General features: G+C 70.4%; 18 protein-coding genes. 7 read left to right on the forward strand and 11 right to left on the reverse strand.

What is annotated here, in order from left to right; all coding sequences use genetic code 11:
• Nucleotides 1–20: 20 nt before the first annotated feature.
• Nucleotides 21–1,181, reverse strand: a complete 1,161-nt coding sequence (locus ABZU69_RS16870) for an acyl-CoA dehydrogenase family protein (protein ID WP_354965244.1) — start codon at nt 1,179–1,181, stop codon at nt 21–23.
• 78 nt (nt 1,182–1,259) lie between these two features.
• Here ABZU69_RS16870 and ABZU69_RS16875 point away from each other — a divergent pair, with 78 nt between their 5' ends.
• Nucleotides 1,260–2,099 (forward strand): thioesterase family protein, encoded by an 840-nt coding sequence (locus tag ABZU69_RS16875; protein WP_354965245.1) that lies wholly within the window; start codon nt 1,260–1,262, stop codon nt 2,097–2,099.
• A 16-nt stretch (nt 2,100–2,115) separates the two neighbouring features.
• On the opposite strand, the gene ABZU69_RS16880 is transcribed toward ABZU69_RS16875, so the two are convergent.
• The 4 genes from ABZU69_RS16880 to ABZU69_RS16895 form a co-directional block, all read right to left on the reverse strand.
• Nucleotides 2,116–2,880 carry an ABC transporter permease gene (locus ABZU69_RS16880; protein ID WP_354965246.1) on the reverse strand — a complete coding sequence of 255 codons (765 nt, stop codon included), beginning with the start codon at nt 2,878–2,880 and terminating at the stop codon, nt 2,116–2,118.
• Nucleotides 2,877–3,650 (reverse strand): ABC transporter permease, encoded by a 774-nt coding sequence (locus tag ABZU69_RS16885; RefSeq protein ID WP_354965247.1) that lies wholly within the window; start codon nt 3,648–3,650, stop codon nt 2,877–2,879. The genes ABZU69_RS16880 and ABZU69_RS16885 overlap by 4 nt, the downstream gene beginning before the upstream one ends.
• On the reverse strand, nt 3,647–4,624 hold the full coding sequence (locus ABZU69_RS16890) for an ATP-binding cassette domain-containing protein (protein ID WP_354965248.1): 978 nt from the start codon (nt 4,622–4,624) through the stop codon (nt 3,647–3,649). The genes ABZU69_RS16885 and ABZU69_RS16890 overlap by 4 nt, the downstream gene beginning before the upstream one ends.
• Before the next feature lie 77 nt (nt 4,625–4,701).
• Complete coding sequence (locus ABZU69_RS16895; protein WP_354965249.1) at nt 4,702–5,754, reverse strand: phosphate acyltransferase PlsX; 1,053 nt, start codon at nt 5,752–5,754, stop codon at nt 4,702–4,704.
• Between the two features lie 167 nt (nt 5,755–5,921).
• Between ABZU69_RS16895 and ABZU69_RS16900 the strand changes: the two genes are divergently transcribed.
• Entirely contained in the window at nt 5,922–6,515 is a 594-nt protein-coding gene (locus tag ABZU69_RS16900; protein WP_354965250.1) for a nucleotidyltransferase family protein, read from the forward strand.
• A 109-nt stretch (nt 6,516–6,624) separates the two neighbouring features.
• A complete protein-coding gene (locus tag ABZU69_RS16905; RefSeq protein ID WP_354965251.1) occupies nt 6,625–8,526 on the forward strand; it encodes a prolyl oligopeptidase family serine peptidase in 1,902 nt (633 codons plus the stop codon).
• A 205-nt stretch (nt 8,527–8,731) separates the two neighbouring features.
• Here the strand turns inward: ABZU69_RS16905 and ABZU69_RS16910 are convergent, their stop codons facing one another.
• Nucleotides 8,732–9,040, reverse strand: a complete 309-nt coding sequence (locus ABZU69_RS16910; RefSeq protein WP_354965252.1) for a hypothetical protein — start codon at nt 9,038–9,040, stop codon at nt 8,732–8,734.
• A 211-nt stretch (nt 9,041–9,251) separates the two neighbouring features.
• On the opposite strand from ABZU69_RS16910, the gene ABZU69_RS16915 reads away from it, so the two are divergent.
• Both ABZU69_RS16915 and ABZU69_RS16920 read left to right on the forward strand, forming a co-directional pair.
• Nucleotides 9,252–11,486 (forward strand): Tn3 family transposase, encoded by a 2,235-nt coding sequence (locus tag ABZU69_RS16915; RefSeq protein WP_354965253.1) that lies wholly within the window; start codon nt 9,252–9,254, stop codon nt 11,484–11,486.
• Between the two features lie 643 nt (nt 11,487–12,129).
• Nucleotides 12,130–12,693 (forward strand): dihydrofolate reductase family protein, encoded by a 564-nt coding sequence (locus tag ABZU69_RS16920; RefSeq protein ID WP_354965254.1) that lies wholly within the window; start codon nt 12,130–12,132, stop codon nt 12,691–12,693.
• Nucleotides 12,694–12,966: 273 nt separating this feature from the next.
• On the opposite strand, the gene ABZU69_RS16925 is transcribed toward ABZU69_RS16920, so the two are convergent.
• A complete protein-coding gene (locus ABZU69_RS16925; RefSeq protein ID WP_354965255.1) occupies nt 12,967–13,974 on the reverse strand; it encodes an RNA polymerase subunit sigma-70 in 1,008 nt (335 codons plus the stop codon).
• Nucleotides 13,975–14,152: 178 nt separating this feature from the next.
• Nucleotides 14,153–15,076 (reverse strand): recombinase family protein, encoded by a 924-nt coding sequence (locus ABZU69_RS16930; protein ID WP_354965256.1) that lies wholly within the window; start codon nt 15,074–15,076, stop codon nt 14,153–14,155.
• A 599-nt stretch (nt 15,077–15,675) separates the two neighbouring features.
• On the opposite strand from ABZU69_RS16930, the gene ABZU69_RS16935 reads away from it, so the two are divergent.
• Nucleotides 15,676–16,128: an HNH endonuclease gene (locus tag ABZU69_RS16935; RefSeq protein ID WP_354965257.1), complete on the forward strand. Its 453-nt coding sequence runs from the start codon at nt 15,676–15,678 to the stop codon at nt 16,126–16,128.
• Here ABZU69_RS16935 and ABZU69_RS16940 read toward each other — a convergent pair.
• The 3 genes from ABZU69_RS16940 to ABZU69_RS16950 all read right to left on the reverse strand — a co-directional run bounded on the left by ABZU69_RS16940 (nt 16,068) and on the right by ABZU69_RS16950 (nt 18,390).
• A complete protein-coding gene (locus ABZU69_RS16940; protein ID WP_354965258.1) occupies nt 16,068–16,625 on the reverse strand; it encodes a GNAT family N-acetyltransferase in 558 nt (185 codons plus the stop codon). The genes ABZU69_RS16935 and ABZU69_RS16940 overlap by 61 nt on opposite strands.
• A gap of 41 nt (nt 16,626–16,666) precedes the next feature.
• Nucleotides 16,667–17,311, reverse strand: coding sequence for a GNAT family N-acetyltransferase (locus ABZU69_RS16945; protein WP_354965259.1), 645 nt, complete (start codon nt 17,309–17,311; stop codon nt 16,667–16,669).
• 659 nt (nt 17,312–17,970) lie between these two features.
• Nucleotides 17,971–18,390, reverse strand: coding sequence for a hypothetical protein (locus tag ABZU69_RS16950; RefSeq protein WP_354965260.1), 420 nt, complete (start codon nt 18,388–18,390; stop codon nt 17,971–17,973).
• Between ABZU69_RS16950 and ABZU69_RS16955 the strand changes: the two genes are divergently transcribed.
• The gene (locus ABZU69_RS16955) at nt 18,377–18,919 is read left to right on the forward strand and encodes an MSMEG_1061 family FMN-dependent PPOX-type flavoprotein (RefSeq protein WP_354965261.1); all 543 of its coding nucleotides are present in this window, start codon (nt 18,377–18,379) and stop codon (nt 18,917–18,919) included. The two genes, ABZU69_RS16950 and ABZU69_RS16955, sit on opposite strands and share 14 nt — an antisense overlap.
• Nucleotides 18,920–18,988 lie beyond the last annotated feature (69 nt).

An 18,988-nucleotide genomic window follows, 5' to 3' on the forward strand; every position in this document is an offset into this window, starting at 1 on the left:
GCGTCGCCGCGAGGCGCGGGTCAGTACGACCGGGGCAGGCCCAGTACGCGCTCGGCGACCAGGTTGCGCAGCACCTCGGAGGTGCCGCCCTCGATGGTGTTGGCGCGGCTGCGCAGCATCTGGTGCCGCCAGTAGCGGTCCCAGCCGTCCGGTTCGGCGCCGGCGCCGAGCAGTTGCACGGCCAGGGTGGTCAGCCGCTGGTGCGCCTGCGACCAGCGCAGTTTGATCACCGAGGTCTCCGGGCCCGGCACCCCGGTACGCGCCAGCTCGGCCAGCCCGCGCCGGTTGGTCCAACGCAGACCCTCCAGCTCGACGTAGCGGGCGGCGATCTGGTCGCGTACCAGGGGGTCGGTGTCCCGGCCCCGGGCCCGCGCGGTCGCGACCAGGCGCCGGAACGCCACCTCCAGCCGGGCGGTCAGGGTGAACCCGAACGTGCCCCGCTCGTGAGCGAGGGTGGTCATCGCGACCCGCCAGCCCTCACCGATCCCACCCACCACCGCGTCGAGCGGCACCCGGACCTCTTCGAACTCGATCTCGGCAAACTCCGCCGCACCGGTCATCTGGCGGATCGGTCGGACCGTGACGCCGGGCGAGCGCAGGTCCACGAGCAGGCAGGACAGCCCCCGGTGGCGCCGCTGCTGCGGATCGGTGCGCGCCAGCAGCAGGCAGTGGTCGGCGAGGTGCGCGTACGACGACCACACCTTGCGCCCGGTCACCACCAGCTCGTCGCCCTCGTGGCGCGCGGCGGTCCGCACGGCGGACAGGTCGCTGCCCGCCTCCGGCTCGGAGAAGCCCTGGCAGAAGATGCTCTCTCCGGTGAGGATCCGCGGCAGGTACCAGGCGCGCTGCTCCGGCGATCCGCAGGCGATGATCGTCGGCCCGACCATGCCGAGGCCGATGACTCCGATGTGCTCGGCGGCCTCGGCGCGGGCCGTCTCCTCCAGGTAGATCGCCTGGTACGCCGGGGCCAACCCGCGCCCGCCGTACTCGGCCGGCCAGGTCAGGCCGGCGTACCCGGCGGCGTGCAGGGCGGAGGTGAACGACCGCACCGCGGCGATGTCGCCCCACCGCCCCTGTGGTGGGGCCCCGTCCGGCCCGGTGGTCGCCGGCACCGCGCCCGCCAGCCACTCGCGCAGTCCCGCCCGGAACTCCGCCTCCTCGGCGCTGTCATGCAGATCCATGCGCCGCATCGTACTCGTATCTGCTTTTGATCTGCAGTATCTTGTTTTTACGCGTTCCAACACCGGAAGGGGTCCTCGATGGCCAGTCTCGCGGACGACGCCGCGGTGCGGCAGACCGCGCCGGGCCGGTACCGCGCCCACCTGGCCGAGGACTGGTCGGTGTGGGGGCCCAACGGCGGCTACCTGGCCGCGATCGCGCTGCGCGCGGCGGGCGAGGAGGCCGGCGCCATGCTGCCGGTGAGCCTGAACTGCCAGTTCCTCGCACCACCGCGCTACGGCGAGGTCGACATCGAGGTGACCCGGGTGCACGGCACCCGCCGCACCGCCGCCCTGCACGTCACCTTGCGGCAACGCGGCCGGACCCTGCTCACCGCACACGTCTGGACCATCGCCGCCGGGCTGCTCGGCCCGGAGCGACGCTGGATGCCGCCACCGGACCTGCCCAAGCCCGACGAGTTGCCCACCCTGGTCGAGCTCATGCGCCGCGACGGCCTGCCCGTGCTGCCGATCTGGGAGCGGTGCTACGAGGTACGCCTGGCCGGCTGGCCCGCCGGCGGCTGGGAGCCGCAACGCGACGGCGTACCGACCATCCGGGGCTGGCTGCGGTTGCACGAGGAGCTACCCGCCGACGCCGGCCCCTGGCTGGCGGCGGCCCGGCTGGTCTTCGCCGTCGACGTGGTGCAGTTCCCGGCGGTCGTGCAGGCGTTCGAGCGGACCACCTTCATGGCCCCGAGCATGGACCTGTACGTGGGTTTCCAGGGCGGCGACAACGGCGCCGGCTGGCTGCTGGTGGAGGGGGAAGCCGCCGCCGCCACCGGCGGGGTGCTCGGCGCCCGCGCCCGCGTCTGGTCGGACACCGGGCTGCTGCTCGCCACCGGCGGTCAACAGATGCTCTACCGGATGGCCAGCCCGGTCTGACCGGCTCCGACTGCTTTCAGCGAGCCGTGCGCCGGCCGAACCGGCGCAGGGCCACCAGCAGGCAGACCGTGCCCAACCCAAGCACCCAGGCGATCGTCTGCAGCACCGGAACGAGGACCGGCCCGCCGCTGGACAGGCCCACCAACGCCTCGGTGGCGACCGAGAAGGGGTTGGCCCGCACCACCGGCTGCACCACCGACGGGAACGCCGACACCGGCACGAAACCCGAGGAGAAGATGAACAACAGGGTCGCCGGACCGGTCAGTGACGGCGGCAGCGACTCCTCGTCACCGGGCCCCGACCCCCGCCACAGCGCGATCGCCGCCCACATCAGGCCGAACAGCGCGATCACCGCGAAGAAGCCGACGACCGCCAGCGGCCCCTCCCGGAACCGGAAACCCAGCAACATCGCCACGCCCGTGGTGAGCGCTCCGATCAGGACGATGCGCAGCACGTCCCCGGCGACCCGGCCGGCCAGCAGCGCCCCCGGCGCCACCGGCATGGTGCGCAGCCGGTCGACCAGCCCGCCCCGCAGGTCACGCAGGAACCCGACGGCGCTCGACGGCGACCCGAACGCGGCGGTGGACAGCACCACCAGTGGGGCCAACCGCTCCAGGTAGTGCTGCCGGTCGCCGTCACCGACGATCCGGCCGAAGACCGCGTACTGGGTGAGCAGGAGCAGCACCGGAAACGCGAACGAGTAGACCAGCGCGGGCGGCGCCCGGAAGAACCGGCGAAGGTTGCGCCCGGCGAACAGCGAGGCCTGCGTGACGGTACTCATCGGCTCCTCCGAAACGAACGTGCCGCGGCCACTCCGAACAGCAGCCCCAGGACCAGCAGCCAGACGAGGGCCGGCCACACCCTCTGCTCGGCGCCCTCGGTGGACAGCGCGCGCAACGCGTCGACCTGGGCGGAGAACGGCGACACCTCCACCACCGGTTGCAGCCAGCCCGGGAAAGCGTCGACCGGGACGAAGGCGGTGGAGACCGTGGTGAGCACCAGGTACGGCAGGGTCAGCGCCGAGTACACCTGCTCCGGGTCACGGGCGCCCAGCCCCAGGGCCGCGCAACCAGCCGCAAGTACCACCGCGAAGCCGACCGCCAGCAGCACGAAACCCGCCGCGCCGGCCGCGCCCGCGCTGAACCGGAACCCGACCAGCACCGCGGCGACGAGGATCACCGCCACCGCGACGGCGGCCCGGGCAGCGTCCACCACGAGCCGAGCCGCCGGCACCACGACCGCGCTCATCGGCAGCGTCCGGTAGCGGGCGATCAGGCCGCTGCGAGCATCGCCGGCGATCATGTAGCAGGCCGACATGGCGACCAGGGCGGTGGTCTGCACAACGATCGCCGGCGGGAGGAACTGCTCGTAGGCGATCCCGTAGTCGGACATCAGCCGTCGGAAGACGACCATGAAGCCGGCGAAGAACGCGAGCGGAAAGACGACGGTCAGGCCAACCGACCGGCCGGCGCGGGCCTGCTGGAGGTTACGGGCGGCCAGGACGGTGAACTGCCGCAGCGGGCTGGCCCCGGCATTGGCCGTGGTGCTCACCGGCCGGCCCCCGCCACGCCCGGCGCCATCCTGGACCGGTCCGCGTCCGCGTCGAGGGACCCGGTCACCGAGAGGAACACCTCGTCCAGGATGGGCCGCCGGACGGTGACGTCGTCGGCCTCCACGCCGGCTGATTCGAGCCGCCGGACGACCTCGGTCAGCGTGCCGGAACCGGCGGCGAGCCGCAGCACGTCCTCGTCCTCGGTCAGCCCCGGGAAGGCGGCACGCAGCTGCTCGACCGCGACCGCCCGCGCCCGTGGGTCCTCCACCCGCACCTCGCAGACCGCGCCGCCGAGCTGACGCTTGAGCTCGTCCGGGGTGCCCTCGGCGACGACCCTGCCGTGGTCGATGAGCAGGACCCGCCCGGCCAACTGGTCCGCCTCCTCCAGGTACTGCGTGGTGAGCAGGACGGCGGTGCCGGCGTCGCGCAACTCCCGGACGATCTCCCAGAGCGCCCGCCGGCTGCGCGGGTCCAGCCCGGTGGTCGGCTCGTCGAGGATCAGCACGGGCCGGTCGACCACCAGGCTCGCGGCCAGGTCGAGGCGGCGGCGCAGGCCACCGGAGTACGTGCGGACCGCCTTGCCCGCCACCTCGCCCAGGTCGAAGCGCTCGACGAGCTCGTCGGCCCGGGTGGCGGCGGCGCGCCGGCCCAGCCCGAGCAGCCGGCCGAACAGGACCAGGTTCTCCCGGCCGGTCAGCAGTTCGTCGAGCGCCGCGAACTGCCCGGTGACCGCGATGCTGCGGCGCACCTCGGAGCCCTGGTCGACCACGTCGAAGCCGGCGACGCGGGCGGTGCCGGCGTCCGGCCTCAGCAGCGTGGTGAGACAGTGGATGGTGGTGGTCTTCCCCGCGCCGTTGGGCCCGAGCAGACCGACCACCTCACCCGCGGCGACCTCGAAGCTCACCCCGTCGACCGCCGCCGTCGTGCCGAACGACCGGCGCAGATCGCTGACCTGGATCATCTGTTGTGACATCGCACCACCCTCATGCCAGGAATCCCGGAACCATATCAACGCTCGTCTTCGCAAAGCCAGATACAAGAATGGATAGTTCAGCCGTCGACGGGGCTGCGTCGCCCCCGGAGTCGCTGCCGGGACGACGCCGCGAACGCCCCGGCGATCCGCCCCACCACACCCGAGCGGAAACACTCCCCGGCGATTCCCACGCTCGCCTCGACGTCGGCCGCCGTGGCCGTCCCGTGACAGATCACGCACACACCGCCTACCCCGAGCAGCGCCCCGCCCGGCTCGGCCGCGAGCCCGTCACGCACCGCCCGGGTCACCCGCCGCTGCCGGTCCCGGGCCAGGACGCCGATCGGCGAGAACGCCCGCACCGCGTCCAGCGCCAAACCGACGGTCGCGTCCAACGTGCGCTCGTACGTCTTCAGCGCCACGTCACCGGTGAATCCGTCGGTCACCGCCACGTCGACGCGGCCTCCGAGCACGTCGTACGCCTCGATCTGGCCGGTGTAACCGGGCATCGTGGCCAGCAGGAGGTGCGCGTCGCGGCGTACCGGCCCGCCCTTGACCGCCTCGTGGCCGTTGGACAGCAGGCCGATCCTCGGTCGGGCCAGCCCCAGCCGAGCCCGTGCGTACTCCGCGCCCAGCACCGCGAACTCGACCAGCCACTCGGGCACGGCCGCGGCGGTCGCGCCGATGTCCAGCAGCACGGTCGGGCCGGCGCCGGGCACCGGCAGCACCATCGCCAGGGCCGGGTTGCTCACCCCCGGCACCCGACCCATCCGGACGGCAGCGGCGAGCACCGCCGCGCCGGTGTTGCCCGCGGTCACCATGGCGTCGGCCCGACCCGCCGCCACCTCCCCAGCGGCGACCAGGAGTGAGGAGCGCCGCTTGGAGTACGTCGCGGCCACCGGATCCTCGGCCATCGCGACCACGTCGGGGGCGTCCACCAGTCGTACGCCGGGCGGCGGGACTCCACCGGGCAGCAGGGGACGGACGAGCGCCGGCGGGCCGACCATCAGCACGTCCACGGTCGCGGCCGCGGCCAGCGCGCCGGCGACGACGGGCTCCGGGCCGAGATCCGCCCCGGCGGCGTCGACCGCCACCCGCAGCCGCCGGCCCGGCCGGTCACCGGAACGTGCCACTATCGCGTCCCAGCCATCCGGCACCTCACCACAAACACGTGACAGCAGATACGAGATGCATGCTAGCCCTCCGGGCCGGCCGGATCACCCCCGGAGCTCTTCGCGGCCTGGTTCAGGCGGGCTCCGAGAAGCCAGAACCGAAGGAGAGCCGGGGCTACACTCCGCGCATGGCTACGGCGGGACTGCTCCTCGCGGCGGGTGCCGGCCGCCGGTTCGGCATGCCGAAGGCTCTCCTGTCGTACCGGGGGCGGCTCCTGGTGGAGCACGCCGCGGAGATCCTCACGGCCGCCGGCTGCCGGCCGGTCGTGGTGGTGCTCGGGGCGCAGGCCGACCGGATCCGCGCCCGGACGCGGCTACCCACCGTGGTGCTCAACGACGACTGGGAGACGGGCATGGGCTCGTCTCTGCGGGCCGGGCTGTCCGCCCTGACGTCCGGCACGGCCGTGGCAACCGTGGTCACGTTGGTCGACATGCCTGGCCTGACCCCCGATGCGGTACGCCGGGTCGCCCGCGACGCCACCGCCGACTCCCTCGCGGTGGCCACCTACCAGGACGGTCGTCGCGGGCATCCGGTGCTGCTCGGCCGTCACCACTGGGCCAGCGTCGCGGCGGCGGCGATCGGGGACCGGGGCGCCCGGGACTACCTACGGGCGCAGGGTGACGCCGTGCGGCTGGTGCCGTGCGCCGACGTCGCCGACGACACCGACATCGACCTGCCCGAACAGGCCGCGGCCCTTGAGGAACATCAGAATGAAAAGTAGCGCTAACGGTGATCTTGAGGCTACCGCTGCTTATCGGCACTCCTGCTGACCTGGCGCGTCGTGCCAACTCGGTCGCGTAGTGCGGTGTTGATGTCGGCAGACTGATCGCATGACAGGTCTGACCGCCGAACTTGTTGTTGATGGGTGCACCCCGCAGGCCCCGGCTCTCGCCCCCAGCGGGCATCTGCTCAGCTACGTCCTTGCTCCCACCAGCCGGACCGGTGACCACCTCAACACTGAAGTCTGGCTCTTCAACATCGATGGCACCGACGCTGCGGGCAGGGTGACGGGCGACACCGCAACGGAGTCCCGGCCACGCTGGTCCGCGGACTCGAACACGCTGTTCTTCCTCTCGGACCGTGCCGAACGCGGTATCCCGCAGCTGCACCGGCTTGTCCCCGCCGATGGCAGGGTGACCGCGTTGACCAGCTGGCGTTCCGGCATCATCGACCACCAACCACTGGCCGCCCCTGGCTTGGTCGCTCTGCTCGCCGAGGACGAACCCACCGAGCAGGACGCGCGCCGTGCCCGGGATCGCGACGACGCCGTTGTCGTCGGCGAGCGGGAACCGTGTGCCCGGTTGCGCCTGCTTGACCTACGTACCGGCCGGATCGCCACGCCGGACGCGTTCGGCGACCGGCACGTCGTAGAACTGCAGCAACGGCCCGACGGCGGGCCCGTCGCCGTGCTCACCCGAGCGAGCGCCGACAACGACTACGGTCCCCGCACCGGCCGGCTGCACCTGTTCGACCCGGTCACTGGGACAGCAGAGGACCTTGGACCGGCCGAGGCCGAAGCGCGCTCTCTGGCCTGGTGGCTCGCCGAGGACGGTTGGCACCTCGGCTACATCGCACTCACTCCACCGGTCCTCCAAGCCGGCACCGCCGTGTTCGACCTGGCCCTGGTCGACCGCATCCAGCGCAATCGAACAGTCGGTCTCTCGATGTGTCCCACCGAGCTGCGCCAGACCGATGCCGTCCCACTGGTCGTGTTCGCCGACGGCCTGAACGCGACCCTGGCCCGGCTCGACCCCACGGGTCTTACGATCCTGTCGCGGCACCCCGGGCGCCTCGACGGCCTCACCACCACGCGCAGCGGCGAGGCCATCGCGGTGCTGACCGGCAGCCGCTATCAGCCTGCCAACGTTCATCTCGGGCCACCGGCTGGGCCGCTGCGGAAGATCACGAATACTCGCCCGGAACTGGACGGCATCACTCTCGGCACGCAAGAACCTTTGACCTACCGTGCCTCCGACGGCCTCGACTTGGACGGATTGCTCGTCCTCCCAGCCGGAAAGAACGCGTCCGAGGGCCCGTTCCCACTCGTCACGATCGTGCACGGCGGCCCGTACGACCGCTACGCCGACCGTTGCCAGTTGTTCTGGTTCCCCAGCGCACAGTGGCTGGCCGCCGCCGGCTACGCGGTGTTCCTGCCCAACCCCCGTGGTGGTCAGGGGCACGGCCACCAGTTCGCTGCCAGCGTCGCCGGCCGGGTCGGCCAGCAGGAGTGGACCGACATCCTGACCGGCATTGACCTGCTCATCACCCAGGGCATCGCCGATTCCGACCGGCTGGGCATCGCTGGCTGGAGCCACGGCGGGTTCATGTCCGCCTGGGCCATCAGCCAAACCGAACGGTTCCGCGCCGCGCTGGTCGGCGCCGGCGTCAGCGACTGGGGCATGCTCGCCGCCACCGGGGAGAACGGCCAGTTCGAAGCCGCGCTCGGAGGCAGCACCGGCTGGTCCGGCATCGGCCCGCACCCCCATGACGCAGTCAGCCCGATCTCCTACGCCAGCCGCATCCGTACTCCGGCGCTCATCCTGCACGGCGCCGAGGACACCAACGTCCCCCTCGGGCAGGCCATGTATCTCCACCGTGCACTGCGCCACTTCGGCGTCGAGCACGAGTTCGTGACCTACCCGAGAGAGGGCCACTCGATCCAGGAACGCACCCACCAGCTCGACGTCATGCGTCGGACCCGCGCGTGGTTCGACCGCTGGCTCCGCCCCTGATTGCCGGCGCGTTGTCCTGCTCATCACCCGGCGAGCCGGGAAGGCGAAGAGATTTCGGAGCGCGGCGGCAGGCAACTGCGTCCGGCCAGTCCGCGCGTGCTGCGCCTTCGGGGCTGGTGTCGGCCGGGTCCTCGGGTCGTAGCCGCAGGCGTCAACGCCTGCGGGAACCGGCCATAGGTGGCCGTCTGCTCATCAGTGAGGAAGCTCAGGCGCTGCCGAACCGGGTCGACGTGAAGTCCTCCTCGTCATGGGCGACATGGAAGCCGATCTCCTCCAGCCGCTCGATCTCGGTAATGGGTACCCCAGCCGGCTGGGCACAGACGGTCAGCTCACCCGGCGTGCAGTGCAGCGGGCTGATGTCGTTGTTGTGGGCCGGGGCGAGGATCGCCAGGGCCTCGACGAGCTCGCACCACGCAGGCGGCGCGTCGGGGCCGAGTAGCTGCCTGACTAAGGCCCGGCGGGTCTCGGGGTCCATGGTGATCTCAGGCTCGTCCTCGTAGCTGAAGATTTTCATGCCACTGCCTCCGTCTTGATCTGCTCTAAGGCTTGCCTGATACGCCTGCCGCTATCGGCCCTTGAGGAGCATCGGAACGGAAAGTAACGCTAGGGATGATCTTGATCGGCAGGGCTCCCGGGTGGACACGTTCGGGGTACGTCGGTTGTCGTGATCGACTGACCGTTAACCTGTCTTCGATCATGTTCGATATCTTCTACCGTTTCGGCCTGTGCCGGTTGAGTTCCTCACTGATGAGCAGGCGGCGGCGTATGGCCGGTTCCCGGCTGGGCTGACGCCGACGGAGCTGGAAGGCCTTTTCTTCCTCGATGACGCGGACCGGGACCTGATCGCGGAGCGACGACGGGATGAGAACCGGATCGGGTTTGGTTTGCAGGTGGCCACGGTGCGGGCGCTGGGCCTGTTTCTGGAGGATCCGCTGGATGTGCCGACCGAGGCGGTCGACTATGTCGCGGTGCAGGTCGGTGCGGCGGATCCGTCGGTAGCCAAGGAGTATCTGCGGCGCCGGCCGACTCGGTTCGAACACCAGCGCGAGATCGCCCAGGCGTACGGGTACACCGATTTCGCCGGGGCGGAGCCTGACCTGACGCGCTGGATCGACGACCGGGCGTGGACCACCGGGGACGGACCGAAGGCGCTCTTCAACGCGGCGGTGGGCTGGCTGCGCGAGCGCAAGGTGCTGCTCCCGGCGGTGAGCACTCTGGCCCGCCTGGTCGCGCGGGTCCGGGCACAGGCAACGGACCGGCTCCACCAGCGGCTGTCCGACCTGGTGTCGGCCTTTCAGGCCCGACTGCCGGAGGATCTGCTCGAGACGGTGGACAAGGCCGCGTACGTGTTCTGCGTGCTCGAGCAGTTCCACCAGCGGCTCAAGCGCCGCGACATCTTCGCCGCGGTCTCCGAACGCTGGGGCGACCCGCGGGCCCGGCTGCTCGACGGCGAGGCCTGGCAGCAGGCCAAGGCGCCCGCGTTGAACGCGCTGCAGCTGCCCGAGGAACCGCGCGAGCTGCTTGGCGGGCACGCCGCGGCGCTGGACGAGGCGTGGCGGCAGGTCGCGGCCGGGCTGGCCGTGGACACGGCGGCCCGGCTCGACGACGAGGGCCGGCTGCATGCGCAGAAGGTCACCGCAGTGCCGGACCCGTCGAGCTTGGTAGACCTGCGTAACCGGGTGGAGGCGATGCTGCCGCGCATCGACCTGGGCGAGCTGATCCTGGAGGTGATGGCCTGGTATCCCGGCTTCGCCGGCGCGTTCACCGCGCTGTCGGGGGCGACCACCCGTCTGGACGACCTGCACGTGACGGTCGCCGCGACGTTAACCGCGCACGCGCTCAACGTCGGCTTCGGGCCGGTGATCTCCGACGGAATCCCCGGGTTGACCCGAGGCCGGATCAGCCATGTCGACGCTACCTACCTGCGGCCGGAGACCTACGCTGCGGCGAACGCGGTGCTGATCGACGTCCAGGACGGTATCGGCCTGGCCCGGGCCTGGGGCGGCGGTCTGGTCGCGGCGGCCGATGGGATGCGGTTCGTGGTGCCGGTCCGTACAATCCATGCCCGGCCGAACCCGAAGTACTTCGGCCAGCGGCGCGGCGCGACTTGGCTGAACGCGGTCAACGACCAGGCCGTCGGCACCGCCGGGATGGTGCTGTCGGGCACCCCGCGTGACTCGATGCACCTCATCGACCTGCTCTACCGGCGCGACGGTGGCCGCCGCCCCGAGGTCGTCATCGCTGACACCGGCTCGTACTCCGACGTCGTCTTCGGGCTGCTGCAGCTGCTCGGCTTCGACTACCGGCCGCAGCTGGCCGACCTGCCCGATGCCAAGCTGTGGCGGATCAACCGCACCGCCGACTACGGCCCCCTGAACGCGACCGCCCGCGGCATCGTCGACCTCGACCGGATCCGCCGGCACTGGCCCGACATGCTTCGCATTGCCGGATCCATCCACACCGGGCAGATCTCCGCCTACGATGCGCTGCGGGTGCTGTTGACCGGTGGGAACCTCACCCAGCTCGGCGAAGCCCTGGCCGGCTACGGGCGGATCTTCAAGACCCTGCACGTGCTGACCTTCGTCGACGACGAACCGTACCGGCGCCAGATCAAGGGCATGCGCAACCTCAACGAAGGCCGCCACGACCTGGCCCGGCACGTCTTCCACGGCCGTCGCGGCGAGCTGCACCGCGCCTACCACGAAGGCCTGGAAGACCAACTCGGCGCGCTCGGCCTCGTCCTCAACTGCATCACCCTGTGGAACACCCTCTACCTGGACCTCGCCCTCGCCGGCCTGCGCGCCCAGGGCTATCCCGTGCTCTATGCCGACGTCGCCCGGCTCTCGCCTTACGTTCGCCACCACATCCGGGTCCACGGCCACTACACGTTCACCCTGCCCGACCTGGGCGGACGCACCTACCGACCGCTGCGCGACCCGGACGCCGGCGACGACGAGTAGCGGGTGCTGCCACCCTTATAGTGATCGCGCCGGATGCTCTTCCCCCGTGGAGCATCCGGCCTCTTTTCCCTCACGGGGCGCACTCGCCGTCGGGGGCATTGCCCCTCAGGGGTCCCTTCAGTAGTAGGCGCCGAAAAGACAACGCTTAGCTGCGTCGGCGCTGGGAGAGGTAGGTACTCGCGGATCTTGCCGGGCACGTGCGGCCGCTGGTCGCCGAGCGAGATGCCCAAGCGTCGGGAACGGGTTGGCGATCTCCAGCGCGGTGAGGGGGCCTGGCTGGCGCTCTAGCTGTGTGATCAGGCGTTCGGGGGCCCAGATCGCTCACACTCCCGCTCGCGCAGCGAGCGCGTCGAGCGCTACCGCAACGCCTCTGCGAAAGTAGACAGCCTCTGTTGCAGGTGGCCGTGGAAGGCCTTCCCGTCCGGGCAGTCGGCAGTAGCGGCCGGAGAGAGCTGGGCCATGGGTGCGCCGCTGCCCGTACGAGGGTGAAGTCGAGATTCGGTGGGTAGTGCTCGAGCCCACCCGAGTACGCCGTGCCGAGTCCGGAACGCGAGGACTATTTGCGGACGCAGATCGCGCACCGATTAGGTTTGCGCGCCGTGCCCGTCTGTACGTGTGAGATCGACTACGAGAGGCTGGCACGATGCGGAAACTGATCTTCGGCATGAACCTGAGCCTGGACGGCTACATCGCCGCGCCCGGCAACGACCTCGGCTGGAGCGTACCGAGCGACGAGCTGTTCCAGTGGTGGTCCGACCGGGTGGGGGCGACCGGCCTGGCGCTGTACGGGCGCAAACTGTGGGAGACGATGAGCTCCCACTGGCCGACCGCCGACCAGCAGCCCGGCGCCACACCGGCGGAGATCGAGTACGCCCGCCGCTGGCGGGACATGCCGAAGGTGGTGTTCTCCTCGACGACCCGCACGGTCGACTGGAACACCCGCCTGGTCACCGGCGACGCGGTCACCGAGATCACCCGGCTCAAGGCCGAAGACGGCGGCCCCATGGACATCGGCGGCGCCACACTTGCCGCAGCGGCCATGCGGGCCGGGCTGATCGACGAGTACGTGCTGCTCACCGCACCGGCCTTGCTGGGCGGCGGCACGCCGTTCTTCACGGCCCTGGACAGCTGGGTGAACCTGAACCTGGTGGAGACGCGGACGTTTCCCGGCGGCGTGGTACTGACCCGATACGAGACGAGGCGATGAGCACGGGCCAGGTCCTGGGCTCGTGACGCCAGGACGAAATCCCTTCCTGGCGTGCTCACCGTGACCCCTCGGCCTTGAGGGAACCTTCCCCGGGCCCTTCCCTGCGCTCCGAACGATGATCTTCTGGCATCAAGATTCCCCGCCGGCAACGCCGGCGGGGCGGTGGTGTTCGCATTGTCGCGTTTGGTGTTCAGGCGGTCGGGGTGCTCATTCCCTGGCGACTTCGGTGACGGCGGCGTGCGCTGTACTCGTCGACGATGGTGACATGTGTGATCACAGTGTCGGTGGCAGGTCCAGCCATGGTTTGTCGGCGGCGTCGAATCCTGTGAGCTCGGCGATCTTCCCGTCGACGATGTGCAGGACCGCGATGGCGAATAGCCGGTACTCCGGGTCGTCGGGGGTGCGGAGGTACAGCACGGCGGCAGGCATGCGGTTGACCGTCGTGGTGATACCGCGCCAGTCGTCGTAGCCGCGCTGGAAGAGCCCACCGGAGACCCAGCCGTCCACCGCGTCCTTGGCCGTCGTGGTCACGGTGCCCGGATCGGGCAGCATCGCGAAGCGCAGGTCGTCGCGCAGTAGGGACGTCAGCCCGTCGAGGTCGTTGCGCTCATGGGCCTCGATGTACGACTTCACCGCGCCGCGCTCGTCATTCGACAGCTCGTGGGTGGCGGGGCTCCGCCAGTCGAGGCGGCGGTCGGGCAGCTGCTCGCGCATCGTCACACGGGCCCGCTGCAGTGCGCTGGTCACCGATGCGACGGTCAGATCGAGGGCGTCGGCGGCTTTCGACGCCGGCCAGCCGAGGACGTCGCGCAGGATGAACACCGCCCGCTGCCGCGGCGGCAGGTGCTGGACGGCGACGATGAACGCCAGCTCGATCGTCTCCCGTGCCACCACCGATTCCTGCGGGTCCTCGGGGAGCATCCGGTCGGGGTACGGCTGCAGGTACAGCACCTCGGAGTCGGGGTCCGGCAGCTCGGACGGTACGGGTGTGCGGTTGGTGCGCTTCTCCAGGAAGTCGAGGCAGGCGTTCGTCGCGATCCGGTACAGCCAGGTCCGCAGGGCCGCGTGGCCCTTGAACGACTCCCGCTTGTTCCACGCTCGCAGGAACGTTTCCTGCGTCATGTCCTGAGCGTCCTCGTAGTTCGCGAGCATCCGGTAGCAGTGCACCTGCAGCTCACGCCGGTGGCGCTCGGTCAGGAGCGCGAACCGCCCGGAATCCTCCGTGCGGACCGCCGCGATGAACGTGGCCTCGTCGGCGCCCAGCCGTCTGGCGTCGGTCATGGTCATTAATCCTTCCACCGGTGCGAGAGGGCTAACAGAACTGACGACGTGGCGGAGGATTTCTGATCGGTGAAGCCGCTGACACCGGGTCGTTCGCCAGGCCGGATGGGTCGGGTCGATCCAGGGGACGTGCTCCGGTGTCGGGCACGCCCTCGATGTCGAGGTGGGGCCAGCACGGCTAAGCGTTGTTTTTCGGCGCCAGCTCGGCGTCGATCGGGTCGAGGACACGGGCGGGCCGGGGGCGCACGATCGCCGGAAGGTCGGCGCCGGTGCGCTGCGCATGCTGGATACGGGCTTGCTCGACGGCGGCTGGGTACGCCTGGGTTTTCTCGTGGGCGGCGAGCGCGCGGTAGATGCTGGCCACGCTCGGGTTGCGGCCCTTGCGCTTACCGGTCGCGATGAACAGGTCAGGGCGGATCTGCTCGACGGTCTCACCGTTGGCACGCCGGCGCAGCACGGTATGCAGCATGTCCTCGGTGATGACGGCCGGGCGGCCGCCGTGTTTGCCTTTGCGGGCGGCGGCGTCGAGGCCTTCGAGGGTGGCCTCGCGAATGTTTTCCCGTTCGGTGTCGCCCATCGCGGCGAAGAAGGCGAACAGCATGCGCCCGGAGCCGGCCGGGTCGTAGAGGCCGGGCAGCGGGCCGGCGAGCATCTCCAGGACCAGGCCGTGCGCGCTGAGATGATCGGCCAGCGCAGTGAGTTCGGCGGCGTCACGGCCAAGGCGTTTCATCTCGTTGACGGTCAGGATGACCCGGCAGTGCGAGGCGTGGGCCTTGATCTGCCGGGCCAGCGCGAGTGCCGCCTCGAACTGCGGTCGCATCCGGACCCGGGTGGAGATCTTCTCGGCGAAGATCTTGTCGCGGGGGATGCCGTGCGCGGCGAGGGCGTCCAGCTGTGACTGGAGTTCCTGGGTCAGGGTGCTGCATCGGGCGTACCCGATCCGGATGTCCGCGGCCGGGGCGTCGGCGGGCAGCGGTGCCGGCGGCGGGGTGCCCGGGCGCCGCAGCTGCCCGGGGCCGCGGTCGGCCGGGGTCAGCACCCGCAGAGCCTTGCTCAGTCGGCGGACCTTGGTCAACCGGCCGGTGTGGTACGAGGTGGCCACCACGCCGGACCGCGATCGGCACGGCGAGCCGGGCTGCGCCTGACAGCGCGGGCACGGGTGCGCTCGACATCATCGGCGTCTCGGGTCTCCGGATCGCGGTCTTCTTCACCAGCCATGCCCAGCATGCTCGCACAAACGTTGCTCAGAACATCACAGCGACACTTTTGCGTGAGAACGGATCCGGGTCCGGATCAGCGATTCCTGACCGGATGCTGATCTGTTCCCAAAATGGACCGTTTCTGCGAAAGCGGTAGCAGCCGGGCAAGCTGTTCCAGCCAAGATCATCGCTAGCGTTACTTCTCGTTCCGATGTTCCTCAAGGGCCCTATCGGCGGCCGGCCCACGATCATCAACCTCGAGATCCTGCGCGCCGGCCGCGACATGCTGCCCAACCCCAAACTTCCCGCCACTATCGGTCTCGGCTAGGCAGGGCAACCACTAGGTGGCAGTTTCTCGTCCCTGGGGCGAGAATCCGCGACAGTTGAATAGGCGGTCTCACCAGTCTCAAGGGCCGCCGCCTACCGGCTCACCCGGGGTACGGCGGACGCCTGACGTGCGAGCCCCCGGATAGAGTGACGTGTGCTCAGCAGGGTCAACGGCTTGTCCCGCCACTTCACTGAGGACAGCCTCCGCCGATATCTCCTGGAGCGTTCGGTCCGGCAGGCCGACGGCTGCCTGATCATCCGCGGGTACGGCACCCAGCGCGGCGTGTACCAGAAGGTCGCGGGCCGGGCCTGGGCACACATCGCCGCCTACGCCGCCTTCGTCGGGGGCTACGACCCCGACCTGGACGTCGACCACCTCTGCGACGCCCGGGACTGCGTGGAGCCCACTCATCTGCGGCAGGTCACTCACGCGGAGATCTGCCGTACCCGGGCGCAGCCGTCGACCTGCCGCAACGGGCACGACCGCGAGGTCGACGAATCGACGGGGCGGTACCGGCGGACGTGCCGCGCCTGCAACCGGGACAGTCAGCGCCGTTGGCGAGAGCGTCAGGCCGCCGAGGTGGCGCTGGCCCGCTCGGCGATCATCGCGAAGACGGCCAGGTCATGAGGCTCGCGCCCGTCCTGCCCGGCCATCCGTAGTGTGCCCTCGCGCTGGTACCCGGCCTTCTCGGCCACCCGTAGGGAAGCCACGTTGTCGACCCGGCAGTGCAACTGAACCCGTCGCATCCCGCCGTCGGCGAGCGCCCACCGTCCCACCGCCCGAGCTGCCTCGCTCGCGAAACCGCGACCTCGCTGACTGGCGTGTACGCCGTAGCCGATCTCGGTGCGACCGGCCTCCCAGTCGGTGTCCCGCAACCCGGTGCTGCCGACGATCTCGCCGGTGGCCCGCTCCAGGATCACCAGGTGTACGCCCTCGCCGCCCAAGCGCCGCTGATGCACCGCATCCGCCAGCCACGCGTCCACGTCAGCGACCGCCTCGGGGAAGCCGGGTGGCAGTGCCGTTCGATCCCCCGCCGCCACAAACGCCGCCACAGCCGCGGTGTCCTGCGGCCCGAACTCGCGGATTTCCAACCGGTCGGAGGTGATCTTCACTGGAGGGAACATGGCGTGCAGGCTAAGCCTCACCCGTACGTAATGCAGGGGAATTACGCCCGTTCGGCGCCTGACGGTCTCGGCTGAGCACCACGACACGCCTCCCACATCCCGCGGGTCATCTCGTACTCGACCTCACCCAGGTCCGCCCCCGGCAGCGGGTCGTCCCAGACCGAAACCCACGTGCGCACGTACCGCATGCCGATGGCCTCCATCACACCCCGGGACCCGGCGTTGACAGCCATGGTCTGCGCGATCACCCGGCTCTGCCCGACGGTGTCGAAGGCATGTCGCAGCAGGACGCGGGAGGCCTCGCTGGCCAGGCCTTGGCGCCAGTACCGGCGAACGAGGCGGTAACCCAGGTCCGTGACGGTGGGGTCGTCAGGTTGGTCGGGGCCATGCGCCGGCGGAAGCATCATGAGCCCGACGAACTCGCCCTCGTCCTCACGTGCTGGCGACGTCGAGCCACGCGCGCCGCCAGCAGACCCGAACGCCATCCAGTAGCCCAGGCCGTCCACCACGCGCGCCAGGGCCATCCTCTGCGCATGGGACGCGAGCACCTCGTCCCTGGACCGCGCCCGGCCGCTGAGGTAGCGAAGCACCTCCGGATCGGAATCGAGCTGGATCTCCAGCTCGAGATGCCGGTCGGCGAGCGGAACCAGCAGCAGACGGTCGGTACGCAAGATCGGTTGCGGCATACGGCGACGATCGCACGACTCACGCCGGCGGGGCGATCGGATTTCGCCGCAGGTCAGAGGCGCACTCCTGCACAGTCGCGGTGCTGCACCCCAGACACCATCCTGAAGTCTTACGCACAAGAACTGTCATTATGATGCATGCGCGCTATGCCCCTTATGTGGCGATGCATTATCGCATTATCGTTACTGGTAAACCGACAATCTAGCGTCAAACTCGGGCAACGCACCCTCGCTGGCCTGGCCGCTGCCCGTGCCCGCGGCCGCACTGGCGGTCGCAAACCTAAGATGACCCCGCCCTGATCAACAAGGCGCAGCGCATGTACGGCTCGAAGCAGTTCACGATGGCCGAGATCGCCGCTTCCTGCGGCGTCACCCCCATGACCATCTACCGCAACATCCGCACTGACACCGCGGAGCGGCCCACCACGGCGACCGCGTCTACCGCCGCACCGAGAGGCGGGCCCCGGTGAACCGGCCGGGCTGGCTGCTCGACGTCGACGGCATCCTCAACGTCTCCCGCCCCCCGGCGTGGCGCAGCGGCCCGCCCGCGGCCGCAGCTCCCGGTACGACGAACGTGATTACATGTACCGGGCCGCCGTGGACGTCATCACCATGAAGATTCGGCTACGAGACCTCACGCGGGACTCGGGGTGACACGGTCAATCGGCCAGCTCATCAACGCTGCGTACTGCCGCCGAGAGCAACGCCGGGTCGGGCGCGGCGGCGAGTACGTCGGCGACCGCGTCGGCGTATTTGATCGCGTGCGGATCGCCGATCGCCACCGCCCGGTCGGCCAGCTCCGCGATGGTGAGGTCGGGGCGAGGCTGCGGTAGCAGGCGCGGTTCGGCCGGTGCGTATACGGCAGTGACCGCAGCCGTTGCCGCCCAGGCCGCGGCGAGACTTGCCGGCCACATCGCCTCGGGAAGAACCGGCAGGACGCGCATGACCGCGTTCGGTGCGGTGACGGCGTGCACCAGCATCACTGGGTTGCCGTACCCGTAGCTGCCGTGCCGCTCGGCGGCCGCCGTCACCACAGCCGCAAGCCGCGACGCCGTGCGTAAGCAGATGACCGAACTCACCGAGCAGACCCGGCAGTTGATCAGCTGCTCGTCGCTGGTCCTGGTCGCCAGCGTGGACGCCGAGGGCAACTGCGACGTCTCCCCGCGCGGCGGCCCCGCCGGGTTCGTCGCCGTCCTGGACGCGCGGACGGTGGCGACACCGGACGCGACGGGCAACAAGCGCCTGGACAGCCTGCAGAACATCGTCGCCACCGGGCGGGCCGGGCTGCTGTTCGTCATCCCGGGGCGCACCACGACACTCAGGGTGAACGGCCGGGCCTGCGTCTCCACTCGCCCCGAGCTGCTGTCGCAGCTGACCGCCGTGGGCAAGCCACCGGCCAGTGCGCTGGTGCTGGGCATTGAGGAGGTCTACCCGCACTGCCCCAAGGCGCTGCTGCGCGGCGGGGCCTGGAAGCCGGAGCAGTGGCTGCCGGCGGACGCCCAGCCGACCTCGGCCGAGGTGACGCTGGCCCAGCTGCGGATGCCGGCGCTGACGATCGCCGACATCGAACAGGTGGAGGCGGACTCGCTGAAATACCGCTACGAGTGACGGGCCGCGGACCCACCGCCGTGCGCTGAGGCCGAGGTCGGCGCAGGGCGGTGGGTCCGTCGTCGCGTC

The organism is Micromonospora sp. NPDC005206, from assembly GCF_040608175.1.
GTDB lineage: Bacteria > Actinomycetota > Actinomycetes > Mycobacteriales > Micromonosporaceae > Micromonospora.

Bases quoted from the DNA above. Each gene is read 5' to 3' on its own strand.
- ABZU69_RS16870 (WP_354965244.1), bottom strand. From the start codon at position 1,181: ATGGATCTGCATGACAGCGCCGAGGAGGCGGAGTTCCGGGCGGGACTG.
- ABZU69_RS16875 (WP_354965245.1), top strand. From the start codon at position 1,260: ATGGCCAGTCTCGCGGACGACGCCGCGGTGCGGCAGACCGCGCCGGGC.
- ABZU69_RS16880 (WP_354965246.1), bottom strand. From the start codon at position 2,880: ATGAGTACCGTCACGCAGGCCTCGCTGTTCGCCGGGCGCAACCTTCGC.
- ABZU69_RS16890 (WP_354965248.1), bottom strand. From the start codon at position 4,624: ATGTCACAACAGATGATCCAGGTCAGCGATCTGCGCCGGTCGTTCGGC.
- ABZU69_RS16900 (WP_354965250.1), top strand. From the start codon at position 5,922: ATGGCTACGGCGGGACTGCTCCTCGCGGCGGGTGCCGGCCGCCGGTTC.
- ABZU69_RS16905 (WP_354965251.1), top strand. From the start codon at position 6,625: ATGACAGGTCTGACCGCCGAACTTGTTGTTGATGGGTGCACCCCGCAG.
- ABZU69_RS16910 (WP_354965252.1), bottom strand. From the start codon at position 9,040: ATGAAAATCTTCAGCTACGAGGACGAGCCTGAGATCACCATGGACCCC.
- ABZU69_RS16920 (WP_354965254.1), top strand. From the start codon at position 12,130: ATGCGGAAACTGATCTTCGGCATGAACCTGAGCCTGGACGGCTACATC.
- ABZU69_RS16925 (WP_354965255.1), bottom strand. From the start codon at position 13,974: ATGACCGACGCCAGACGGCTGGGCGCCGACGAGGCCACGTTCATCGCG.
- ABZU69_RS16940 (WP_354965258.1), bottom strand. From the start codon at position 16,625: ATGTTCCCTCCAGTGAAGATCACCTCCGACCGGTTGGAAATCCGCGAG.
- ABZU69_RS16945 (WP_354965259.1), bottom strand. From the start codon at position 17,311: ATGCCGCAACCGATCTTGCGTACCGACCGTCTGCTGCTGGTTCCGCTC.
- ABZU69_RS16955 (WP_354965261.1), top strand. From the start codon at position 18,377: ATGACCGAACTCACCGAGCAGACCCGGCAGTTGATCAGCTGCTCGTCG.